This is a genomic window from Hyphomicrobium sp. CS1GBMeth3, assembly GCF_900117455.1.
Taxonomy (GTDB): domain Bacteria; phylum Pseudomonadota; class Alphaproteobacteria; order Rhizobiales; family Hyphomicrobiaceae; genus Hyphomicrobium_C.
Genome location: NZ_FPHO01000002.1, coordinates 764367 through 783464, shown reverse-complemented (window position 1 = coordinate 783464; position 19098 = coordinate 764367). Strand labels below are relative to the sequence as shown.

18 protein-coding genes are annotated in these 19098 nt (G+C 63.9%); 8 read left to right on the top strand and 10 right to left on the bottom strand.

Features of this window, described 5'->3' with window-relative positions; all coding sequences use genetic code 11:
• Nucleotides 1-170: 170 nt before the first annotated feature.
• The 3 genes from CS1GBM3_RS03745 to CS1GBM3_RS03735 all read right to left on the bottom strand — a co-directional run bounded on the left by CS1GBM3_RS03745 (nucleotide 171) and on the right by CS1GBM3_RS03735 (nucleotide 3203).
• Nucleotides 171-1826: a cisplatin damage response ATP-dependent DNA ligase gene (locus CS1GBM3_RS03745; RefSeq protein WP_072391582.1), complete on the bottom strand. Its 1656-nt coding sequence runs from the start codon at nucleotides 1824-1826 to the stop codon at nucleotides 171-173.
• Nucleotide 1827: 1 nt separating this feature from the next.
• A complete protein-coding gene (locus CS1GBM3_RS03740) occupies nucleotides 1828-2841 on the bottom strand; it encodes a ligase-associated DNA damage response exonuclease (RefSeq protein WP_072391579.1) in 1014 nt (337 codons plus the stop codon).
• Nucleotides 2842-2996: 155 nt separating this feature from the next.
• Nucleotides 2997-3203, bottom strand: coding sequence for a YdcH family protein (locus CS1GBM3_RS03735; protein WP_072391575.1), 207 nt, complete (start codon nucleotides 3201-3203; stop codon nucleotides 2997-2999).
• 267 nt (nucleotides 3204-3470) lie between these two features.
• Here CS1GBM3_RS03735 and CS1GBM3_RS03730 point away from each other — a divergent pair, with 267 nt between their 5' ends.
• On the top strand, nucleotides 3471-3647 hold the full coding sequence (locus CS1GBM3_RS03730) for a YdcH family protein (protein WP_072391572.1): 177 nt from the start codon (nucleotides 3471-3473) through the stop codon (nucleotides 3645-3647).
• Nucleotides 3648-3811: 164 nt separating this feature from the next.
• On the opposite strand, the gene CS1GBM3_RS03725 is transcribed toward CS1GBM3_RS03730, so the two are convergent.
• A complete protein-coding gene (locus CS1GBM3_RS03725) occupies nucleotides 3812-5440 on the bottom strand; it encodes an acyl-CoA synthetase (RefSeq protein ID WP_072391569.1) in 1629 nt (542 codons plus the stop codon).
• A gap of 646 nt (nucleotides 5441-6086) precedes the next feature.
• Here CS1GBM3_RS03725 and CS1GBM3_RS03720 point away from each other — a divergent pair.
• A complete protein-coding gene (locus CS1GBM3_RS03720; protein ID WP_072393605.1) occupies nucleotides 6087-6344 on the top strand; it encodes a DUF4170 domain-containing protein in 258 nt (85 codons plus the stop codon).
• A 78-nt stretch (nucleotides 6345-6422) separates the two neighbouring features.
• Entirely contained in the window at nucleotides 6423-8267 is a 1845-nt protein-coding gene (locus CS1GBM3_RS03715; RefSeq protein ID WP_083567024.1) for an ABC transporter ATP-binding protein, read from the top strand.
• A 10-nt stretch (nucleotides 8268-8277) separates the two neighbouring features.
• Here CS1GBM3_RS03715 and CS1GBM3_RS03710 read toward each other — a convergent pair whose 3' ends face one another.
• From CS1GBM3_RS03710 to CS1GBM3_RS03690, 5 genes are all read right to left on the bottom strand, one after another.
• Nucleotides 8278-9255, bottom strand: a complete 978-nt coding sequence (locus CS1GBM3_RS03710; protein ID WP_072391566.1) for a glycerophosphodiester phosphodiesterase family protein — start codon at nucleotides 9253-9255, stop codon at nucleotides 8278-8280.
• An 86-nt stretch (nucleotides 9256-9341) separates the two neighbouring features.
• A complete protein-coding gene (locus tag CS1GBM3_RS03705; protein WP_072391563.1) occupies nucleotides 9342-10100 on the bottom strand; it encodes a DUF4241 domain-containing protein in 759 nt (252 codons plus the stop codon).
• Between the two features lie 99 nt (nucleotides 10101-10199).
• On the bottom strand, nucleotides 10200-10544 hold the full coding sequence (locus tag CS1GBM3_RS03700) for a hypothetical protein (protein WP_072391560.1): 345 nt from the start codon (nucleotides 10542-10544) through the stop codon (nucleotides 10200-10202).
• A gap of 45 nt (nucleotides 10545-10589) precedes the next feature.
• Nucleotides 10590-11807, bottom strand: a complete 1218-nt coding sequence (locus tag CS1GBM3_RS03695; RefSeq protein WP_072391558.1) for an NADP-dependent isocitrate dehydrogenase — start codon at nucleotides 11805-11807, stop codon at nucleotides 10590-10592.
• A gap of 105 nt (nucleotides 11808-11912) precedes the next feature.
• Complete coding sequence (locus CS1GBM3_RS03690; protein ID WP_072391555.1) at nucleotides 11913-12476, bottom strand: DUF924 family protein; 564 nt, start codon at nucleotides 12474-12476, stop codon at nucleotides 11913-11915.
• Between the two features lie 145 nt (nucleotides 12477-12621).
• Between CS1GBM3_RS03690 and CS1GBM3_RS03685 the strand changes: the two genes are divergently transcribed.
• From CS1GBM3_RS03685 to CS1GBM3_RS03670, 4 genes are all read left to right on the top strand, one after another.
• Nucleotides 12622-13899, top strand: coding sequence for an RNA methyltransferase (locus tag CS1GBM3_RS03685; protein ID WP_072391552.1), 1278 nt, complete (start codon nucleotides 12622-12624; stop codon nucleotides 13897-13899).
• 186 nt (nucleotides 13900-14085) lie between these two features.
• The gene (locus CS1GBM3_RS03680) at nucleotides 14086-14643 is read left to right on the top strand and encodes a hypothetical protein (RefSeq protein ID WP_244534543.1); all 558 of its coding nucleotides are present in this window, start codon (nucleotides 14086-14088) and stop codon (nucleotides 14641-14643) included.
• A gap of 350 nt (nucleotides 14644-14993) precedes the next feature.
• Nucleotides 14994-15611, top strand: a complete 618-nt coding sequence (gene rpsD / locus CS1GBM3_RS03675; RefSeq protein WP_072391549.1) for a 30S ribosomal protein S4 — start codon at nucleotides 14994-14996, stop codon at nucleotides 15609-15611.
• A gap of 185 nt (nucleotides 15612-15796) precedes the next feature.
• The gene (locus tag CS1GBM3_RS03670; protein ID WP_072391546.1) at nucleotides 15797-16345 is read left to right on the top strand and encodes a hypothetical protein; all 549 of its coding nucleotides are present in this window, start codon (nucleotides 15797-15799) and stop codon (nucleotides 16343-16345) included.
• A 74-nt stretch (nucleotides 16346-16419) separates the two neighbouring features.
• Here CS1GBM3_RS03670 and CS1GBM3_RS03665 read toward each other — a convergent pair whose 3' ends face one another.
• Complete coding sequence (locus CS1GBM3_RS03665; RefSeq protein WP_072391543.1) at nucleotides 16420-16842, bottom strand: PAS domain-containing protein; 423 nt, start codon at nucleotides 16840-16842, stop codon at nucleotides 16420-16422.
• A gap of 428 nt (nucleotides 16843-17270) precedes the next feature.
• Here CS1GBM3_RS03665 and CS1GBM3_RS03660 point away from each other — a divergent pair, with 428 nt between their 5' ends.
• Entirely contained in the window at nucleotides 17271-19073 is a 1803-nt protein-coding gene (locus CS1GBM3_RS03660) for a putative bifunctional diguanylate cyclase/phosphodiesterase (RefSeq protein ID WP_072391540.1), read from the top strand.
• The last annotated feature ends 25 nt before the right edge of the window (nucleotides 19074-19098 follow it).

Genomic DNA, 19098 nt, shown 5'->3' with positions numbered 1-19098 from the left:
GCCATCTGCCGAATTGCCGAGGAAGCTCAGCATCATGTCGATCTCGAGTTGCGCGTTTTAAACTGTGGATTACTTACGTGTAATACGTCTCAGATCGGCGTTTCGGAATGCGGAACAGCACTTCTGCCACCCTGCAAGGACGGAGAGTTGCCGAGCTGGCGTGAGGCGCGTTAGCCGTTATTCGAGGCAAGGGCGTCGGACGCCGCCGCTCCGCTTATGAGGCGCCGTGCGGCTTCGAGCCTGTCGGCCTCTTGCGGAGGCTTGTCCCAGCGAATGCGATGAATGCGCGGGAAGCGCATGGCAAGCCCGGATTTGTGCCGCGTCGAGGAGAAGATCGCATCGAACGCGATCTCGAGCACGAGCCGCGGCTCGACCGCGCGCACGGGGCCGAACTGATCGACCGTGTGCGTGCGCACGAAGCGGTCGATTTCGAGGAGCTCGGCGTCCGTCATACCCGAGTAGGCCTTGCCAACCGGCACCAGCTCATGGCCCGGGAAGATATCGCCGCGTGGCCCTTCGAGCGTCGGCTGCTCGATCTCACGCCACACACCGAACGTGTAATCTGAATAAAAGGACGAGCGCTTGCCGGAGCCGCGCTGGGCGTACATCAGAACGCAGTCGAGTGTCAGCGCCGCGCGCTTCCACTTGAACCAATGCCCGCGCGGCCGTCCCGAGAGGTAGGGGCTCGACCAGCGCTTGAGCATCAGCCCCTCGATACCCTCCTGGCGGGCGCCGGTCCACAGCGCATCGAGCTCGTCGCGCGTTGCGAACGGCACCAGCGGGCTGACGTCGGTGAGCGGCGGCGTATGCGCGGCGTGCCAAGTCTCGAGACGCACACGACGCTCGCGAAACGTGAGGTCGCGCAGGTCTTCGCCACCGGCGATCAGGATGTCGTAGAGGCGAACATGCGCTGGATGCTCGCGCAGCATGCGCCCCGTCACGACCTTGCGGTTGAGGCGCTGCTGCAGATCGTTGAACGGCGCCACGACGCCGCGGCGAGCGACCAATAGCTCGCCGTCGAGCAGCACGTCGCGGCCGTCGAAGGCGGCGACGACGTCCGGGAACGTGCGCGAGATGTCGTCGCCCGTGCGTGAGAAGATGCGCACGTGCGCGCCGTGCGCCGCGATCTGCACGCGGATGCCGTCCCACTTCCACTCGGCGGCGAAGTCAGCGGGATCGAAGCCGGTCCAGTCCTGCTCCTCGATGGCGTGCGCCAGCATCAAGGGCCGGAACACGGGCTTGCCGGCTGCATCGGGGCGTGGCCCCTTGCCGTCGAGCCACTGGAAAAGGTCGAGGTAGGGCGGCGTGAGCGCGTGCCAGACCTCCTCGATGTCGGCCACGTCGTGCCCGCTCATGTCGGCGAGGGCGGTCTTGGCGAGACGCGCCGACACGCCGACGCGCAGCGCACCGCCGACGAGTTTCAGAAGCGCCCACCGGCCGCGCACGTCGAGCCGGTCGAGCAGATGCCCGAGGCGTGGCGCCACCTCGCTGGGCTCGGCGGTCGCAAGCATCGCCACCGTCTCGGCGAGCTGCGGCGCCGGCTCGCGAAGCTCGGGCTCAGGCCACATGAGAGCGACAGTCTCGGCAGTATCGCCCACGTAGTCGCGCGAGAGCGTATAGAGCACGGGGTCGACGCGCGTCTCGAGCAGCGACGTGAGGCTGCGCCGCAGCGGTAGGCGCGGGAAGAGGCCGTCGGTCAGCGCCGCGAGCGCGAAGCCGCGATCGGGGTCCGGCGCCGTGCGAAAATAGTCGGTGAGCAGCGACAGCTTACCGTTGCGCGACGGCGTCGTGGACAGGGTGTCGAGCAAAAGGGCGAATGCCTCCACGCTATTCCCCCTCGTCCTCGAAGCCGACGAGTGCCAGCGCGCGCGCCTTGAGCCCACGCCGCGACAGCTCATAGACGAGAGCGTCGTCGCGCCCGTGCGTGACCCAGACATCCTCGGCGCCGGTCTCGAGCACGGTCGCGATCAGCTCCGGCCAGTCGGCGTGATCCGAAACCACGAGCGGCAGCTCGACGCCGCTTTGGCGCACGCGACCCTTGATGCGCATCCACCCCGACGCGAACGCGGTGACCGGGTCCGGGAAACGCCGCGACCAGCGGTCGGTCACGGCAGACGGCGGACACAGCACGAGCGCGCCCGCGAACTCGGCGGGTTTCACGTCCGGCACCAGCCGGATGTCTCCGAGATCGACGCCGAGCTCCTGATAGAGCTCCGTCATGGCCATCATGGCCCCGTGCAGATAGATCGGCGCATCATAGCCGGCGTCGCGCGCCAGACGGATGATGCGCTGACACTTGCCGAGCCCGTAGGCCCCCACGAGATGCGCGCGATTGGGGTTGCGCCGAAGGGAGGCGAGCAGCCGCGCCACCTCGCGCACGGCGGGCTCGTGCCGGAAGACGGGGAGGGCAAACGTTGCTTCCGTCACGAACACATCGCACGCGATGGGCTCGAACGCAGCGCAGGTGGGGTCGGCGCTGCGCTTGTAGTCGCCTGAGACCACCGCACGCTGCCCGTTCCACTCCAGCACCACCTGCGCCGACCCGAGAATATGCCCCGCCGGCACCAGCCGCACCGACACGCCGTTGATCGAAAGCGTGTGCCCTGTCACGGCGTCCTCGAAGCGCCCGGCACCATCTTCTCCGAGCCTGAGCTTCATCACCGCGTTGGTCTCGGGCGTCGCCAGCACGGCGCCGTGCCCGGGGCGCGCATGGTCGCTATGGCCGTGGGTGATGATGGCGCGCGGCACAGCGCGGGCAGGGTCGATGTAGGCACCCGCCGGCTCGCAGTAGAGCCCGCGCTCTGTCGGGTAGAGCCACTGGTCCAGTCCGGAAGCAGACATGCAACTTAGATAGGTTTTCGGCCGGGGCGACGCCACTCGTAGGCCGGAGTCATGGGCCGGAGTTTCAACGGCAATCTGGACCGGCTGTCACGTCGAAGGCGTGCGAGGCAAAGTCACGTCGAAGGCGTGCGAGGCAAAGTCACGCCGGAGGCATGCTACGCTATAATATCCGGCAGAAGCTGATCCTCGATGGTCGTGATCTGATCCTTGAGGGCGAGCTTCCGTTTCTTCAGTCGGCGGATCGTGAGCTGGTCGGCCGTCCCAGCCGATTCGAGGGCGAGGATCTCGTCGTCCAACTGACGGTGCTCGGCGCGAAGCTTGACCAGCTCCTCCCGAAGCTCCCTGTCATTCTGGCGTTGCATGTCGCTCTCTTTGAAAGCCGCAGGCCCGGGTCACTGCAACGGTAAATGCTTTCCTGCCGAGCAGGCCGGACTATCGTCGCATTTTCTTGGCGAGGCAAGCAAGTCGGGCCACGTTAACGAAAAAATTCTTGCATAAACTGATGCTTAGCATGCCGTTAACGCTGTGGGTCAGATCGAAAACTTGCGCCCTTCGTCCGCGCGCCGATGGACAGCCCGTTGCAAATCTGTGACAATGACTCCGTCTTCAACTCTCTATAGGAGGTCAGGATGGCGCTTTCGGCTCATCTTCAGGAACTCTCAGAGAAGCACCGGCAACTCGAGCGTCGGATTGAAGAGGAGACGGCAAGACCCGGTTCGGACGACCTAGCGATCCGCCGGCTTAAGCAAGAAAAACTGAAGCTCAAGGACGAAATCTACAAACTCGAAACCGCCACACGACACTGACGTCTTCCGCGGAGCTGCGAGCGCAGCCGCCCCCGCGGCTGCTATCGCAGCTCAGGGGACGCAGATCCAACCCCAAATCCCATAGATTGCCGGCCGCAGCAGCGGCCGTTTTCATTTCTGGATGTCTGCTTCCGAAAAACGACTGATCGGGCTGCTCGCGCACGTCACGCGCTTTTGGCCAGCTCGCGCAGCTTGAATTTCTGGATCTTGCCGGTCGAGGTCTTCGGCACCTCGGCGAACACCACAGCGCGCGGCGTCTTGAAGTGGGCGAGGTGTTGGCGGCACCAGGCGATGATCTCTTCCTCGGACGCAGTCGTGCCGGGCTTCAACTCGACGAAGGCGCACGGCGTCTCGCCCCACCTCTCGTCCGGCTTCGCAACGACGGCCGCGACCGCCACCGCCGGATGCTTGTAGAGCACGTCCTCGACCTCGATCGAGGAGATGTTCTCGCCACCCGAGATGATGATGTCCTTCGAGCGGTCCTTGAGTTGGATGTAGCCGTCGGGATGCAGCACGCCGAGGTCGCCGGAGTGGAACCAGCCGCCGGCGAAGGCTTCCGCCGTCGCCTCGGCGTTCTTGAGGTAGCCCTTCATGACGATGTTGCCGCGGAACATGACCTCCCCAAGCGTCTCACCGTCGGCCGGCACTTGTTGCATCGTCGTCGGGTCCATGACGGTGAGACCCTCGAGGGCGGCATAGCGCACACCCTGGCGTGCCCGCTTGCCGACGCGTTCGTCATCGGGCAGCGCGTCCCAGACGCTGTGCCATTCGTTGAGCGTCGCGGGGCCATAGGTCTCGGTCAGGCCGTAGAGATGCGTCAGCTCGAAGCCGGCTTCGCTCATGCGCGCCAGCACTTGCTCCGGCGGAGGCGCCGCCGCGTGGTTAAACGCGACCCGGTGCGTGATCTCGCGGCGCTCGTCATCCTTGGCGTTAAGCAGCGTCGCCATGACGATCGGCGCGCCCGAAAGGTTCGTCACCTTGTGCTCGACGATGGCGTCGTACATGGCCTTGGCGCGCACCCAGCGGAGGCAGACGTGCGTGCCGACAACCAGCGACAGCGTCCACGGGAAGCACCAGCCGTTGCAGTGGAACATCGGCAGCGTCCACAGGTAGACGGGAAACCGCGTCATGCCCGTGGCGTGCATGTTCGCGTAGCACATCAGCGTCGCGCCGCGGTGGTGGTACACGACGCCCTTGGGATTGCCCGTGGTGCCGGAAGTGTAGTTGAGGCTGATCGCCTCCCACTCGTCATCGGGACGGCGCCAGCGGAATTCGGGATCGCCTTGCGCCAGTACGTCCTCGTAGTCGATGCCCGAAAGAGGCTCGCCGCGCTGCGGGAATTCGAGATCGTCGTAGTCGACGATGAGCGGGCGCACCTTGGCGAGAGCCAGCGCCTGTTTCATCAGGCCGGAGAACTCGCGGTCGACAATCAGCACCTTGGTATCGGCGTGGTCGAGCTGGAAGGCCAGAATAGGAGCGTCGAGACGCGTGTTCAGACAGTGCAGCACCGCGCCGGTCATCGGCACGCCGTAGTGCGCCTCCAGCATAGCCGGCGTATTGGGGAGCATCACCGACACGGTATCGCCCGGCCGAATGCTGCGGCTCGCCAGGAACGAGGCGAGGCGCCGGCTGCGCGCATAGAACTCGGCATAGCTCGCCCGCTGCCGGCCATGGATGATGGCCGTATGCTGAGGGTAGACCTTCGCCGCTCGCTCGAGGAAGCCGATAGGCGTCAGCGGCTGATAGTTTGCCGGGTTTTTATCGAGGCCGATGGAATAAGGGTTCTGGCTCATCAGGATCTTTTTGGATTTATGATTTTGATTGTTTTCTACCGAAGCAGGCGTGTGGCGGCAATCGCGAACAGCGGGCGGTAGAGAGGCGTGTTGCCAACGCTTTGGGCAAATCGATGCGCAATGGAACAGGATTAGCGCCCAATAACGCTTCAAATAAGCCGGGCATCCCGATAAGCTTTACACGCGCAAGCCGTCAGAGTCCTTCTTGGCAAGGGAAGGTGAAAATGACGAAACCCAACTTCGAGAGCATCGCGCTGTGGGTAGTTGCGCTGATGCTCCTCATGGCGCCGTGGTTATTGCTTTAGGCGCGACCTGGTCCCGAGCGAGATGCCGCGACCGCCGGATATGACTTCGGCGCGGAAAGGTTTCCCCCTTGCCCGCGCCGGTCCTATGGTCGTCCCTGTCGACTTCCGAGCTGCCGCTGAGCGGCTATCCCAGAAGCATGCCACGGTAAGTTGGAGATCTCCTTAAGAAGCTTGCTTAACGCTTGATGAGCGAAGGCGGCCGCCGGACGCCCTTGGCCCCGGATTTGCTGGGTGAACGCGAGGGGCTGCAGCGCCCCGCCACCTTGAACCGCTCCCCAGTCTGGGGCAGGAAGATGGACATGGGCTCCGTGGGAGCCGAAGAGACGGCGAGGACACTAAGGATGAGTGAGCGCGAGATGGCCCCCAAGCAGCTATTGCACCTTGTTTTCGGCGGGGAGCTCCGCGACCTGGACGGCATCGAGTTCCGCAACCTCAAAGAGCTCGATATCGTCGGTATTTACCCCAATTACGCGGAGGCGTTCGCGGCCTGGAAAGCGGCGGCGCAAAAGTCCGTCGACAACGCCACCGTGCGCTATTTCATCGTGCACATGCACCGATTGCTCGAGCCCGACATCGCCAGCCCGACGGTCAGCGCCTAGGGCCCTGATCACGAGCGTCCGTTTACAGCCACAAAAGACCATAGAATAAGCGAGCGGACGGATCGAGGGGGCGCGGGAATGTCGAGTGCAGGGGACAAGGCGGCTAGCGAGCCGCGGCGCGCGCGGCCGGAAAAGAAGGCCCTCGACGCCGCCTCCCGCCGTTTGCTGGGGCGTTTCCTTTCGGAATGGATCTGGCCGCGCTGGCGGGAGCTTCTGGTCGCCCTGGCGCTGACCGGCGCGCTTGCGCTCGCGACCGGCGCCTATCCGATGGTCATCAAGTTCTCGTTCGACAGCCTGCTTGAAGGCGATGTCTCATGGCTCCCGTGGGTGCTTGTGGCCATCATTACCATCACGCTCGCTCGCAGCGTCTTTCTCTACCTGCAGACGGTGGCGACGCAGCGTATCGTGCTCCGGCTCACGGCCGACATGCAGCGCACCACCTTCGACCACCTGATCGGCTCCGATTACGCCCGCCTGACGCGTGACACGCCGGGCCGGCTGATGTCGAAGCTGACCAACGATATCCAGTTCATCCAGCAGGCGACGCTCGCCTCGATGAACTCGCTGATGCGCGACACGCTCTCGGTCGTGGCGCTGGTCGGCTCCATGCTTTACCTGGACTGGATGATCTCGCTCGTCGTGCTCGGCGTCTATCCGTTCGCCATCCTGCCGATCGCGACCATCGCCCGCCGCGTCCGCCGCAACTCGACGCGCACGCAGGCCGAACTCGGCGGCATGACGTCGTTGCTGACGGAGAAGCTCGGCGCCACGCGCCTGATCAAGACATTCCGCCTCGAGGAGTATGCCGGCGATCGCATGAGCCGCAGCTTCGAGGAGGTCTACCGGCTGCGACTCAAGGGCGTCGCGGTGAAGGCCCGCCTCGAATCCCTGCTCGAGGCACTGGGCGGCGCGGCCGTTGCCGGCGTCATCTGGGTCGCCTATTGGCGCATTTCGAGTGGCGCGGCCACGGTGGGCGACTTCATGGGGCTTACCGCCGCGCTGTTGATGGCGGCGCAGCCGTTGCGTGCCGTCGGCGGCCTCACGGCTCGCATCCAGGAAGCGCTGGCGGCGCTCGAAAGCATCTATGGGTTGCTCGACGAGAAGCCCACGATCACCGATCGGCCCGGCGCCAAGCCGCTCGCGATCAGCCAGGGCGCCGTGAGCTTCGATCACGTCTCGTTCCACTACGGCGACGAGAGCATCCCGGCGATCACCGATTTCAACCTCGAGGTCAAGGGCGGGCAGACGGTGGCCTTGGTCGGCCGCTCCGGCGCCGGCAAGTCGACCATCGTCAATCTCGTGCCGCGCCTCTTCGACGTCACCGACGGCGCTATCCGCGTCGACGGCCAGGACATCCGCGAGGTGACCTTAGGGTCGCTGCGCGGACAGATCGCGCTCGTCAGCCAGGACGTGACGCTGTTCGACGACACCATCCGCGCCAACATCGCGCTGGGCCGCCTCGGCGCCAGCGAGGACGAGATCGTGGCGGCGGCCAAGGCGGCGGCGGCTCACGAGTTCATCCTTGCCCAGCCGCAGGGTTACGACACCGTGATCGGCGACCGCGGCGTCAGGATCTCGGGCGGGCAGCGCCAGCGGCTCGCGCTGGCGTCGGCCATTCTCAGAAATGCGCCGATCCTGCTGCTCGACGAGGCAACGAGCGCGCTCGACACCCATTCCGAGCGTCTCGTGCAGCAGGCGCTCGCCGAGTTCACACGCGAGCGCACGACGATCGTCATCGCGCACCGCCTGTCGACGGTGCAGAACGCCGACGTGATCTGCGTCATGGAGCAAGGCGCGCTGATCGAGAGCGGCACGCACGCTGAGCTGTTGGCGCGCGGCGGAGCCTATGCGCGCCTCGTGCACGCCCAGCTCCTCTCGGATGCCGATGAGGACGCGCCGCCGGCCGGCATCTCGCTGAACTAGACCGCGCGAGCTAGCGGCTCCCGGCGACGAGCGGCGCGATGGCGTGAATGCGGTTGGTCCAGATGCCGCCGCTGTAGCCGCTCGGCAGCTGTGCCACGTCCACAGCCGTATCGACGCCGGTCGTGAAGTCGCCGCCCGTGTACGGCCCTATCACGTAAACCTCTGTGCCCGCCTCTCGCATGCGCGCGACGAAGCGATTTGGCCATCCCCAAAGGGCCCAGGCGTAATTGACGGGCACGAGCAGCACCGTGTTGTGGCAAGCCGCAGGAACAACGCTCGTCCACCCAACGCCGATGTAGGTCAGGAGACAGCTCTTGAAGCTCTCGCGGCTCATGGCGCGAACGTCGGGCAAAGCAGTTCGCAGAGCTTTGACCGGCTCGTTACCGCCATAGACGGCGAGCCGCGCGCGCTGATCGTCTGATAGTTGCCCAAGGCGTGCTGCGAGCTTGCGTCCTTCGTCGGCGTCCCGACTTTTGACGTTGATCAGAAAGCGCTTGTCGGGAAACGCTTCGAGCACCTCGTCGAGAGAGGGCATGAGCCCGACGCCCGTGCCGCGGAACGGAAAGGTCACCCCGCCGTCCGACGTATACCCATAGCCGATGTCGAGGGCCTTGAGCTCCGCGAGCGATTTTTCGCGCGTGACACCGCGGCCGTTGGTGCGGCAGTCGAGCGTCCAGTCGTGGAACACGGCGAAATGCCCGTCGCTGGTCGGATGCACGTCGAATTCGACGATGTCCGCGCCGGCGGCGAACGCCCCCCGCATCGAGGCAATGGTATTCTCCAGGAACTCGTGCTCCGGCGTGCGGATGCGCGTCGCCGTGCAGGTATCGTTCTCGATGCCCTCGGGCGGGAACGTTTGGGCGAGCCCGCGATGGGCGAGCAAGGTCGGTCGCCCGCCCGCCGCTGGCGCAAGGAGGTTTGTGTTGAAGAGGAAGACGCCGACGGCGAACAGCGCCACGGCGGCAAGCAGGAAACGTCCAAATCGCAAAACAGGCTCTCCAGCGGCTGGGCGTCGTGGAGCCGAACGGAGCCGACGAATCCGGCGATCGAAAGGCCGCGGACCGTCGCGCGCCCCTACCAGGTGGCCGTCTCCCAGTTAATGGTCTGGAAGTCCGTCACCAGCGCTGCGACATTTCCGTCCGCATCGTAGCCGAACCAGGACGCGTAGAAGCCGTCGCCCCAGCCGCTATGGAACATGATGGCGTTGGCGTCGCCGAGCTTGAGATCGAGCAGGAAGGAATAGGGCCCGATCAGCTTCGGCCCGTTCGCTTCGCCCTCGGTTTGCCAGTCTTCCCACGCGTCGGGATTGGCATCGAGGAGCTTGGCGGCTTCCTTGCCCGCGACAGGATCGAAGAACGATCCCGTACCGGCGTCGACCCCATAGCCGAACATCTCGTTTGGCTTCAGCGTCGCGATATCCTGCCCCTCGACCACGGCCATCGACCAGCGTGCGATGGGGCGCGACGTGAAATCGACGCGGGCGAATGCGACGCGCACGCCGCCGGATGGAAAATCCGCGACCGCAAGCCGAACCGGAAATGTGCCGGTCGGCGTACGCTGCGCGAAGGGCTTGGCGTCGGTCAACGCGATGAACGGGTCGGCGGCGCAGATCGCCCCACTCGGCAGCTTGACCGATCCCGCTTCGACGATCTTGAACGGCACCGTCTCGACGCGCGTCTCACCCTTGTAGGCATCGCGCGTCGTAACGGCGAATCCAGGCTCGAACGCCTTGTCGAACGCGGCCGCATAGGCCGGTGGATCTCCCGGACCCGCGAGCGCGCGAGTCGAGGTGATCAAGCCAAGACCGGTAAAGAGGAAACGAAGGAAGCGCACATCAGTCTCCGTGCAGCATCAGGACTGAGATCGCGGAGAACATCAATCCGGCAATCGAAAGGCCTCGTAGAATATTTGCCCGTTCCGTTTAGTTGCGTTCTAAGTGGCCTGCGAATCCGGCCTGCCTTCGCGTCCGCTTGGATCTGCCGTCAACAGCTCTTCATGCAGCATGAGCACGCTTTCGCCATCGGCGACGCCTGGATCGTCGAGCGCGTAGAGAGTGCCGAAAACCGCGTCGTAGGCTGTAGAGCGCAGAACAACGCAAAGATCGCGTCGGGATGCGCCGGCGGCAAGAAGTCTCTCGACCGCTGGCCCCGCGTCGCTGAAGGCTGCGTTTGGATCGCGCGCGCAGTTGGCGATCAGGTTGTCCAGCCCCTCGTCGCGACCGTGAACATCTATGATATCGGTCCACAAGTAGCGAAGTAAATCCTCGCGGCTCGGCATTGGCATCTCCCGCGCTAGAGTTCGGCGTCAGACTATTTTTGGCCGTTACGCCTTCGCCATCGCTGCCTTGAGGTTGGTGTCGATCTTGTCGAGGAAGCCCGTCGTCGACAGCCACTTCTGGTCAGGGCCGACGAGCAATGCCAGATCCTTGGTCATGAAACCGGATTCGACGGTATCGACGCACACCGTCTCGAGCGTGCTCGCAAAGCGCGCCAGCTCCGCGTTGTCGTCGAGCTTGGCCCGGTGCGCGAGCCCGCGCGACCACGCGAAGATCGACGCGATCGAGTTGGTCGAGGTTTCCTTACCCTTCTGATGCTCGCGGTAATGGCGCGTTACCGTGCCGTGCGCGGCTTCCGCCTCAACCGTCTTGCCGTCCGGCGTCATCAGCACGCTGGTCATGAGACCGAGCGAGCCGAAGCCCTGCGCAACCGTATCGGACTGCACGTCGCCGTCGTAGTTCTTGCACGCCCAAACGTAGCCGCCGCTCCATTTGAGCGCAGAGGCCACCATGTCGTCGATCAGGCGATGCTCGTAGGTGATCTTCTTCTTCGCGAAGTCGTCCTTGAACTCGGCATCGAACACCTCCTGGAAGAGATCCTTGAAGCGCCCGTCGTAGGCCTTGAGGATGGTGTTCTTGGTCGAGAGGTAGACGGGGAAGCCGCGGTTGAGCCCGTAATTGAGGGACGCGCGCGCGAACTCGCGGATGCTCTCGTCGAGATTGTACATGGCGAGCGCCACGCCCGCATCCGGCGCCTTGAACACCTCGCGCTCGATGACGTTGCCGTCCTCGCCCTCGAAGCGGATCGTGAGGCGGCCCTTGCCGGGGAATTTGAAGTCGGTGGCGCGGTACTGGTCGCCGTAGGCATGGCGGCCGATCACGATCGGCTGCGTCCAGCCCGGCACGAGCCTCGGCACGTTCTTGGCGATGATGGGCTCACGAAAAATCACGCCGCCCAGGATGTTGCGGATGGTGCCGTTGGGGCTCTTCCACATCTCCTTGAGATCGAACTCTTTGACGCGCGCTTCGTCGGGTGTGATGGTCGCGCACTTGACGCCGACGCCGTGCTTCTTGATGGCGTTGGCCGCGTCGACGGTGATCTGGTCGTTGGTCTTGTCGCGGCTTTCAATGCCGAGGTCGTAGTACTCGAGATCGATATCGAGATAGGGGTGGATCAGCTTGTCCTTGATGAGCTTCCAGATGATGTGAGTCATCTCATCGCCGTCGAGCTCGACGACAGTGCCGGTCACCTTGATCTTCTGCATGAAAGCGCCTTCGGGTGGGATGAAAGTTGCCCGAACCTTATCCGCGCGCGTGCGCTGCAACAAGCACCGGCGGCAGATGGCCCTACCAAGGGAGGAAGGACAGTGTCATCCGGCGAAGCCGCCGTCATCGAGGAAACGCAGCTCCTCTGGCGTCGTTTCTCTGCCAAGGATGGCGTTGCGGTGGGGGAAGCGCCCGAAGCGCCGGATGATGTCGCGATGCAACTCGGCATACGAGCGGTATTCCTCGCTGAGCGGTTGCGCCAGAGCGACGGAACGCTCCTGATCGGCGAGATCCTCGGAATGCTCGAACGGCAGGTAGAAAAAGGCGCGCAGCTCGGGATCGACCGTCCGGTCGTGGCCCGCCGCGATGGCCGTTGTCGCAGCCGCGCGGGCTGCCGCGTCCGTCGCGAACATGCGCGGCGTGTCCCGGAAACAGTTGCGTGGAAACTGGTCGAGCAGCAGCACGAGGGCGAGCGCGCTTTCCGGCTCGGCGAGCCAGGACGTAAGCTCTCCGCGTGCCGCAGCCTCGTGCAAGTCCAGGCAATGCGCGCGAAATCGCCTGTCGAAGGCTTCATCCTTGGCGAACCAGCGGTCCGGCCCGGCTTGCCGCCAGAACGTGACGACAGCCGCGGCGTCCGAGGCGGGTGGGGGGACATCGCGCTGCTGCATGCTGTACTCCTTAGACGTTTCGTCCACGCAAGCCTAACGCACCAGACGCTCAAATTTGCCGAGTGTGGCGGTAGAGTTAACCCGACGCCACGTGTCCTGCGAGGGGCCTGGGACATCGGCTGGCAACAGTGCTAAGGCGTGGCCCATGTCCGCCGTGACCACACCCACCCGAGACGTCGAGATCGCCGATCAGGCGGGCACACGCGTGCCCGTCGTCGCCGGCACCGGCATGCCGGTGGCCAGGCTCGTGCACGCCTGCCACGAGAAGACAATCGACGAGGGGCTTGCCGCCGTCGGCGCCGCCGCCATCGACCGCGCCGCTCTCGACCGCATCCTGACCTATTGCGCGGAGCTGCGCTGCGAATCCGACGCCGCGACCTGCCCCGGTTGCAAGCGCCGCACGGAGGTGCAGGGCATCGCGTCGCTCGACGACTTCATCGCGCGCCATCGCGAGATCGTGGTCGGCGACGGCGCCGTGCGCCTGCTGGGCCAGGGCACGGAGACCATATCCACCCCGGCGCTCGCCGCGCTGGAAAAGACCTGGTCGGGCGAGAACTATTGGTTCTGGGCGCGTCGCGTATTGCGCAAGCTGCGCCACGGCATCCGCCGCGCCCACATCGCGGGCGAGGCTGCCGCCCCGCCGGGGGAAACGCCGTCCGTGATCCTGGTCGAGCCCCAGCTTGCCGACAACATCGGCATGGTGGCGCGCGCCATGGCCAACTTCGGGCTTGACGACCTGCGCCTCGTGGCCCCGCGCGACGGCTGGCCCAACGAGAAGGCGAGGATCGCGGCCTCCGGCGCCAACTTCGTCATCGACGACGCGGCCGCCTATCCGTCCCTCGACGCCGCGCTCGGGGATCTTACGTACGTCGTCGCCACGACCGCCCGTCAGCGCCCGCTGAAGAAGCCAGTCCTGACGCCGGAGGAGGCAATTTCCGAGCTGAGCCAGCGCATCGCGCGCGGTGTGCGCTGCGGTATCCTCTTTGGGCGCGAGCGCAACGGCCTCGAGACCAGCGAGATCGCGAACGCCGACGCCTTGATCCTGATTCCGGTTAACTCGCGCTTCGCCTCCCTTAACCTTGCCCAGGCGGTGCTGTTGCTGGGCTACACGTGGATGCGGGAAAGCGGCAAAGGAACGCTTGGCCGCGTAACTACTTACGAGAGCCCGGTTACGAGCGGTCTCAATCTTGACGGGGACGCTTTGGCGAACAAGGAAGACCTGTTCGGATTTTTCGATCACCTCGAATCCGAGCTCGAACGTCTCGGTTTCTTCAAACCGATCGAGAAACGCCCTTCTGTGGTCCAAAACTTGAGGACTATGTTTACGCGCATGACCCTCACCCGGCAGGAGGTGCGAACCCTTCGTGGTATTGTTGCCACGCTCGCCCATGGCAAAGGGGCAGGCCGGAAGTCGTCCACATAGGTCGCCATGATCTTGCCAGGTTTTGAGCTGAGCGATGCCCACAAACTAAGCTTGAGAAGCGCCCGGCGGCGACCGAGCGTAGGCTCGTGGCGAACATAATCAGAAACAGGAGCGCAGGCAGGGGCAATGACACGAATGATCATGGCAAAACGAGCATGTGTCTGTGCAGCCATGCTGGGGGGCGTGATGGCCTGGGCATCGGTGGGCTCCGCAGCCGAAGGTGAGCTTAGCGAACGGTCCGTTCAGGTCATCATGGAATACGCCTGGACGCTGACGCCGGCGCAGTATTCGAAAAAGGACGGCACGGTGATCATGGTCGACAAGCAGAAGCCCGACCAGGCGCTGGTGCCCCTCGACATTGCGCGCGAAGTTGTCCGCGTCGGGCGGCTCTCGGCCCACGCCCAGGCCTGCAACCTGCCCGAAGAGCAGACCATGAACCATCGCTCGCTGATGCGCCGCGAGATCGAGAAGAAGAAGTGGAGCGATCAGCAGGAACTCTACATCAATCAGCTGCACCTCACGACCGTCATGCTGCTCACCGGCAAGATCAAGCTGGTCGAGAAGGACGGCGACAAGGAGGTCGTCGTTGACGAGAAGCAGGCACCGCAGCAGTCCTGCACCGAGGAGCAGAAGCAGAAGGTTCGCGATTTGATCGCGGCCTATGTGAAGACTGGCCCGGCCCTTGCCTCCAACGAGCGCGGCGCGGCCAGCCCGGCAGCCACCGGGACTGTCGAGCCGAAATAAGAGTTCCGATGGCCTGAGAGGGCCAGTCCGCAGGGCTGGTTAACGGGTGCCATTGACGGCGCCCGCCGCCTCGACTAAAGGAAGCGCTTCGCGGGCCAAGCCCGTGCTTCCGGAAAAGTGCAACGCGGTTTTCCGGCAAGAAGCACGGCGAGACGAGGCCCGCGTTCCATTTGCGCACCCGCGGCACGCCCGGAAACCTGGGTTGGCCTGTCGGTCCCGTCCGCAAGGGCAGGGCAGAGGAGGGGGCGCTCCAAACCCGGGTCCTGATCGTCGAAGACGCGAGCGCGCTCGCCTCGACGGCACGGTTAGTCCCCGAAACAAGCATAAGCAACTCTTGGAGTGCCGTTACCATGACCAAGCGCATCCGCGCTAAGCACAAGATCGACCGCCGCCTCAGCGAAAACGTCTGGGGCCGCCCGAAGAGCCCGCTCAACAAGCGCCAGAGCCGTCCCGGCCAGCACGGCGAGCGCCGCGTCTCGAAGCTGTCGGACTTCGGCCAGCAGCTCCGCGCCAAGCAGAAGCTCAAGGGCTACTACGCAAATCTGTCCGAGCGTCAGTTCCACCGCCTCTACGTAGAGGCCAGCCGCGCCAAGGGCTCGACCTCCGAGCACCTGATCGGCCTGCTGGAGCGCCGTCTCGACGCGCTCATCTACCGCGCCAAGTTCGTGCCGACCGTGTTCGCTGCCCGCCAGTTCGTCTCGCACGGCCACGTGACGGTGAACGGTCGCCGCGTGACCATTCCGAGCTACCGTCTGCGTATCAACGACGTGGTCGAGGTGCGTGAGAAGGCCCGCCAGCTTCCGCTGGTTCTCGAGGCCCTGAAAAGCGCCGAGCGCGACATCCCGGATTACCTCGATGTCGACCAGAACAAGCTCAGCGCCAAGCTGACCCGCGTCCCGGCTCTGTCGGACGTGCCCTATCCGGTGACCATGGAGCCGAACCTGGTGGTCGAGTTCTACTCGCGCTAATCCGCTCTGGAAGCTTGAGAATTTTGAAAAGGCCGGCTCCCGCGAGCCGGCCTTTTTTCGTATTTTCTATGTCTGCCCCCGGTTTGTTCCGGGCGGAACAGAACTATGCTATCTCTGCACGTACTATCGGTCTCAGGGGATCAAGGCAGTAGGCCTTAGGCATAAGTCGCACGTGGGAGACGAACGTGACCCGGACCATTTTGACAACCGCCGCTTTCCTGTTTGGCGCCCTCTCGTTCCTCGGAACAGCCGCGCAAGCCTGCATCTCGTGCAACTACACGCCGGAGGTGGTGAACACCCAGGTGAACAAGAAGCCGATGCACGCCAAGCGGCCGCAGCAGCAGAAGAAGGCGACCGTCGCGCGTAAGGCGGCGCCCGCCAAGCCGAGCCCTGCGAAGAGCCAGCAGGTGGCGAAGAGCACGCCTCAGAAAGCCAAGACGGCACCCAATAAGGTGACCGCCGAGAAGGTTGAGACGCCGCCGCCGGCCGCCCCTGCCGAGAAGGACGTTGCAGAGACCACGACCGAGGACGCATCGCGACTGACGGGCAGCTCGGCTCTGATGCAGTCGCAGCTGCAGGAGGCCCGGCAGGAAGAGACACAGCAGGAAGAGGCTCAGCAGCCGGTGGACGACGCCACGACGGCGGCGGCCGGCGCCAAAGACGATGACGAAAGCGGCACCTGCAAGAAGTTCTTCCCGGCCATCGGTGCGACCCTCTCGGTGGCCTGCGAATAAGCAGCGCCCGCTTCGCTCGAACCTCGAAGCATCGGAAAGCTCCGCCGGACGTGATCTCCCGATCGCGTCCGGCTTTATGCCTCGGCGAACTGCGACTGCAGGCTGAAGTAGAGGCTGTTCATGTCAAACACCGCGCCTTCTAGATAGATCAACACGTCCTGATCGTTCCATACGCCGCCGCCGTCCTCGTGCACCCAGACGTGATGTCCCGCCGCGTGCCGCAGGCGGTAATTGATCGTCCAGTTCCGCCGCTGCTCGAGCCCTTTGACGACGGCTTCGTCCACGGCAAGCGAGTCGTCGGGATGGATGAGCGACGCGAAGGTGCGCACGCTGTTCCTCAGAATATCGTCCGCGGGAAATCCGAAGCAACGCTCGAAGCCCGAGGTCAGCTCGAGCATCGTGAATTCCTTGTCGGCATGGCACCGATAAAGAAATCCATTCATGCGCCCGAGCACGCTTTCGAAAAAGGGAACCTCACCGTCCGAAGATACGCCCATCGAAGATTGTCCGCTCTGTGATCGTGGGGAGCCAAGTCGCGTCACAGAAACATCTCAAGCGATGGGGTGCAATGCGACGGGACGCGTCGTGGCATGGAAACATCGCGACTAGGGCGTCACGGCATCACACCGCGATCGGTGCACAGAGAATAAGCGCAAGTGTAGGAACGTGCCCGGCACGCGACGTCAGCGATCCGCGACGTCCGAATTCCGGCACGGCAAAAAAGCAAGCCATCGGACCGCCGGTGCCCGTCAGGCGGTCGATTGCATAAAATTTTTATGAAGCAATTGGTGATTGCCTAATGGGGCATTCTCATAATCTGGATCCCCAAACTATAAGAATTCCCAGACGCGGGAGGGAATGTATGAAACGGGGATCGGAAGGAACGAGAACCGCACATTCCTCGACGGCAAACGGCGTCGGGGCAATGTCCGTACTCACCGATGAAGCCCTGACCACGACGCCGACCTTGAGCCTGCACACCCTCCAGGGCGCAACCGACGGCCGACGCCGCAAAAAAGGAAAGACGCGGCAGCTCGAAAAATGGTTTGACGTCGCGCTGAACAATATGGGGCGCGGCCTTTCGATGTTTGATGCCGATCATCGGCTCATCGTGTGCAACACGCTCTACCGTGAGATCTTCGATCTGCCGGAAGCGTTGACCCAGGCTGGGACGCACTTCGCAGACATCGTCCGTTACCACGTCTGGAAAGAAACGGGGTGCGATGCCCCCGAGGAGCTCGCGAAACAGCAGAAGTGGATCGCGAGCCACGTCGCAGAGCTCGCGCGCGGGAATTCGTTCACTAGCACGCGGCAGTTGAAGGATGGTCGCACCATTCTTGTCACCAATCAGCCGTTGCCGTGCGGGGGATGGGTCGACCTCCAAGAGGACGTCACGGAGAAGCGCAAGGCCGAGCACCAGATATCCTGGCTCGCGCGTCACGATACGTTGACGGAGCTTGCAAACCGCTTCCACTTCCGCGAGCAACTGGAAGCGGGACTCGATCGCTTGAGCAAGAATGAACCGTTTGCGGTTCATTGGATCGATCTGGATCGGTTCAAGGAGGTCAACGACACGCTTGGCCATCCAGTTGGAGACGCTCTGCTCAAGAGCGTGGCGAGACGGCTGCGAGGCCTTTTGCGCGGCGCGGATTTCGCAGCGCGGCTGGGCGGCGATGAATTCGCAATCATTCAAACCGGCGTCACCAGCGAGGCTCAGGCCTGCACGTTGGCGAACCGCTTGATCAAGATCGTAAGCGAGCCGCACCGTCTCCTCGGCCACAACGTGAGCGTAGGCGCCAGCGTAGGTATCGCCATCGCGCCCCAACATGGATCGGACCCGGACGGGATTATTCAACGGGCCGATCACGCGCTTTATCAGGCGAAGTCGTTGGGGCGTGCCAGGTATTGCGTATTTCGACCCGATCAGGCCCCCCAGCTGGAACATCGGCAGCACTTCGAGACGGACCTCAGGAGCGCTCTTAAGCGTGGGCAGCTGGAGCTTTACTATCAGCCGATTGTCGATCCGAAGCGCAACGAGGTTACGAGCTTCGAGGCGTTGATGCGCTGGCATCATCCCGAGCAAGGCCTTATCTCGCCCAGCGACTTCATCTTCATTGCCGAGGAGATGGGGATCATCGTCGAGATGGGCGCTTGGGCGCTCGAGGAGGCGTGCCGGAAAGCTGCGGAATGGCCGCAGGACGTGAGGGTCACGGTCAATCTCTCTCCGGTCCAGTTCGAACGGGGCGATCTGTTACAAGCCGTGAAGAAGGCACTCGACGGCTCGGGGCTGGCGCCGCATCGTCTCGAGCTGGAAATCACCGAAGGCGTCCTTCTCAGGGACGAGGCTAGAACGCACGAGATCTTGCACCGGCTGCGCGATCTCGGCGTCAGCATCGCGCTCGACGATTTTGGCACCGCCTATGCATCTTTGAGTTACTTGCGCAGCTTCCCCTTCGACAAGATCAAGATCGATCGCTCGTTTTTCCGGGACCTCGATGGGTCATCGCGTCTCGATTGCATTGCCATCATCAACGCCGTATCCGCCCTTGCAAAAACGATGCGCATGACGACAGTGGCTGAAGGCATCGAAACGCTCGATCAGATCAACACAGCGCTGGCGGCCGGGTGCGACGAGGTCCAGGGCTACTATTTCAGCCAGCCGGTTCCCGCCGCTGACGTCGACGCGGTTCTGTCGGGATGTCGCGCGCACACCACGTCAGCGGCTTGAATCCCCATCGGTTTGCAGCTTCGCC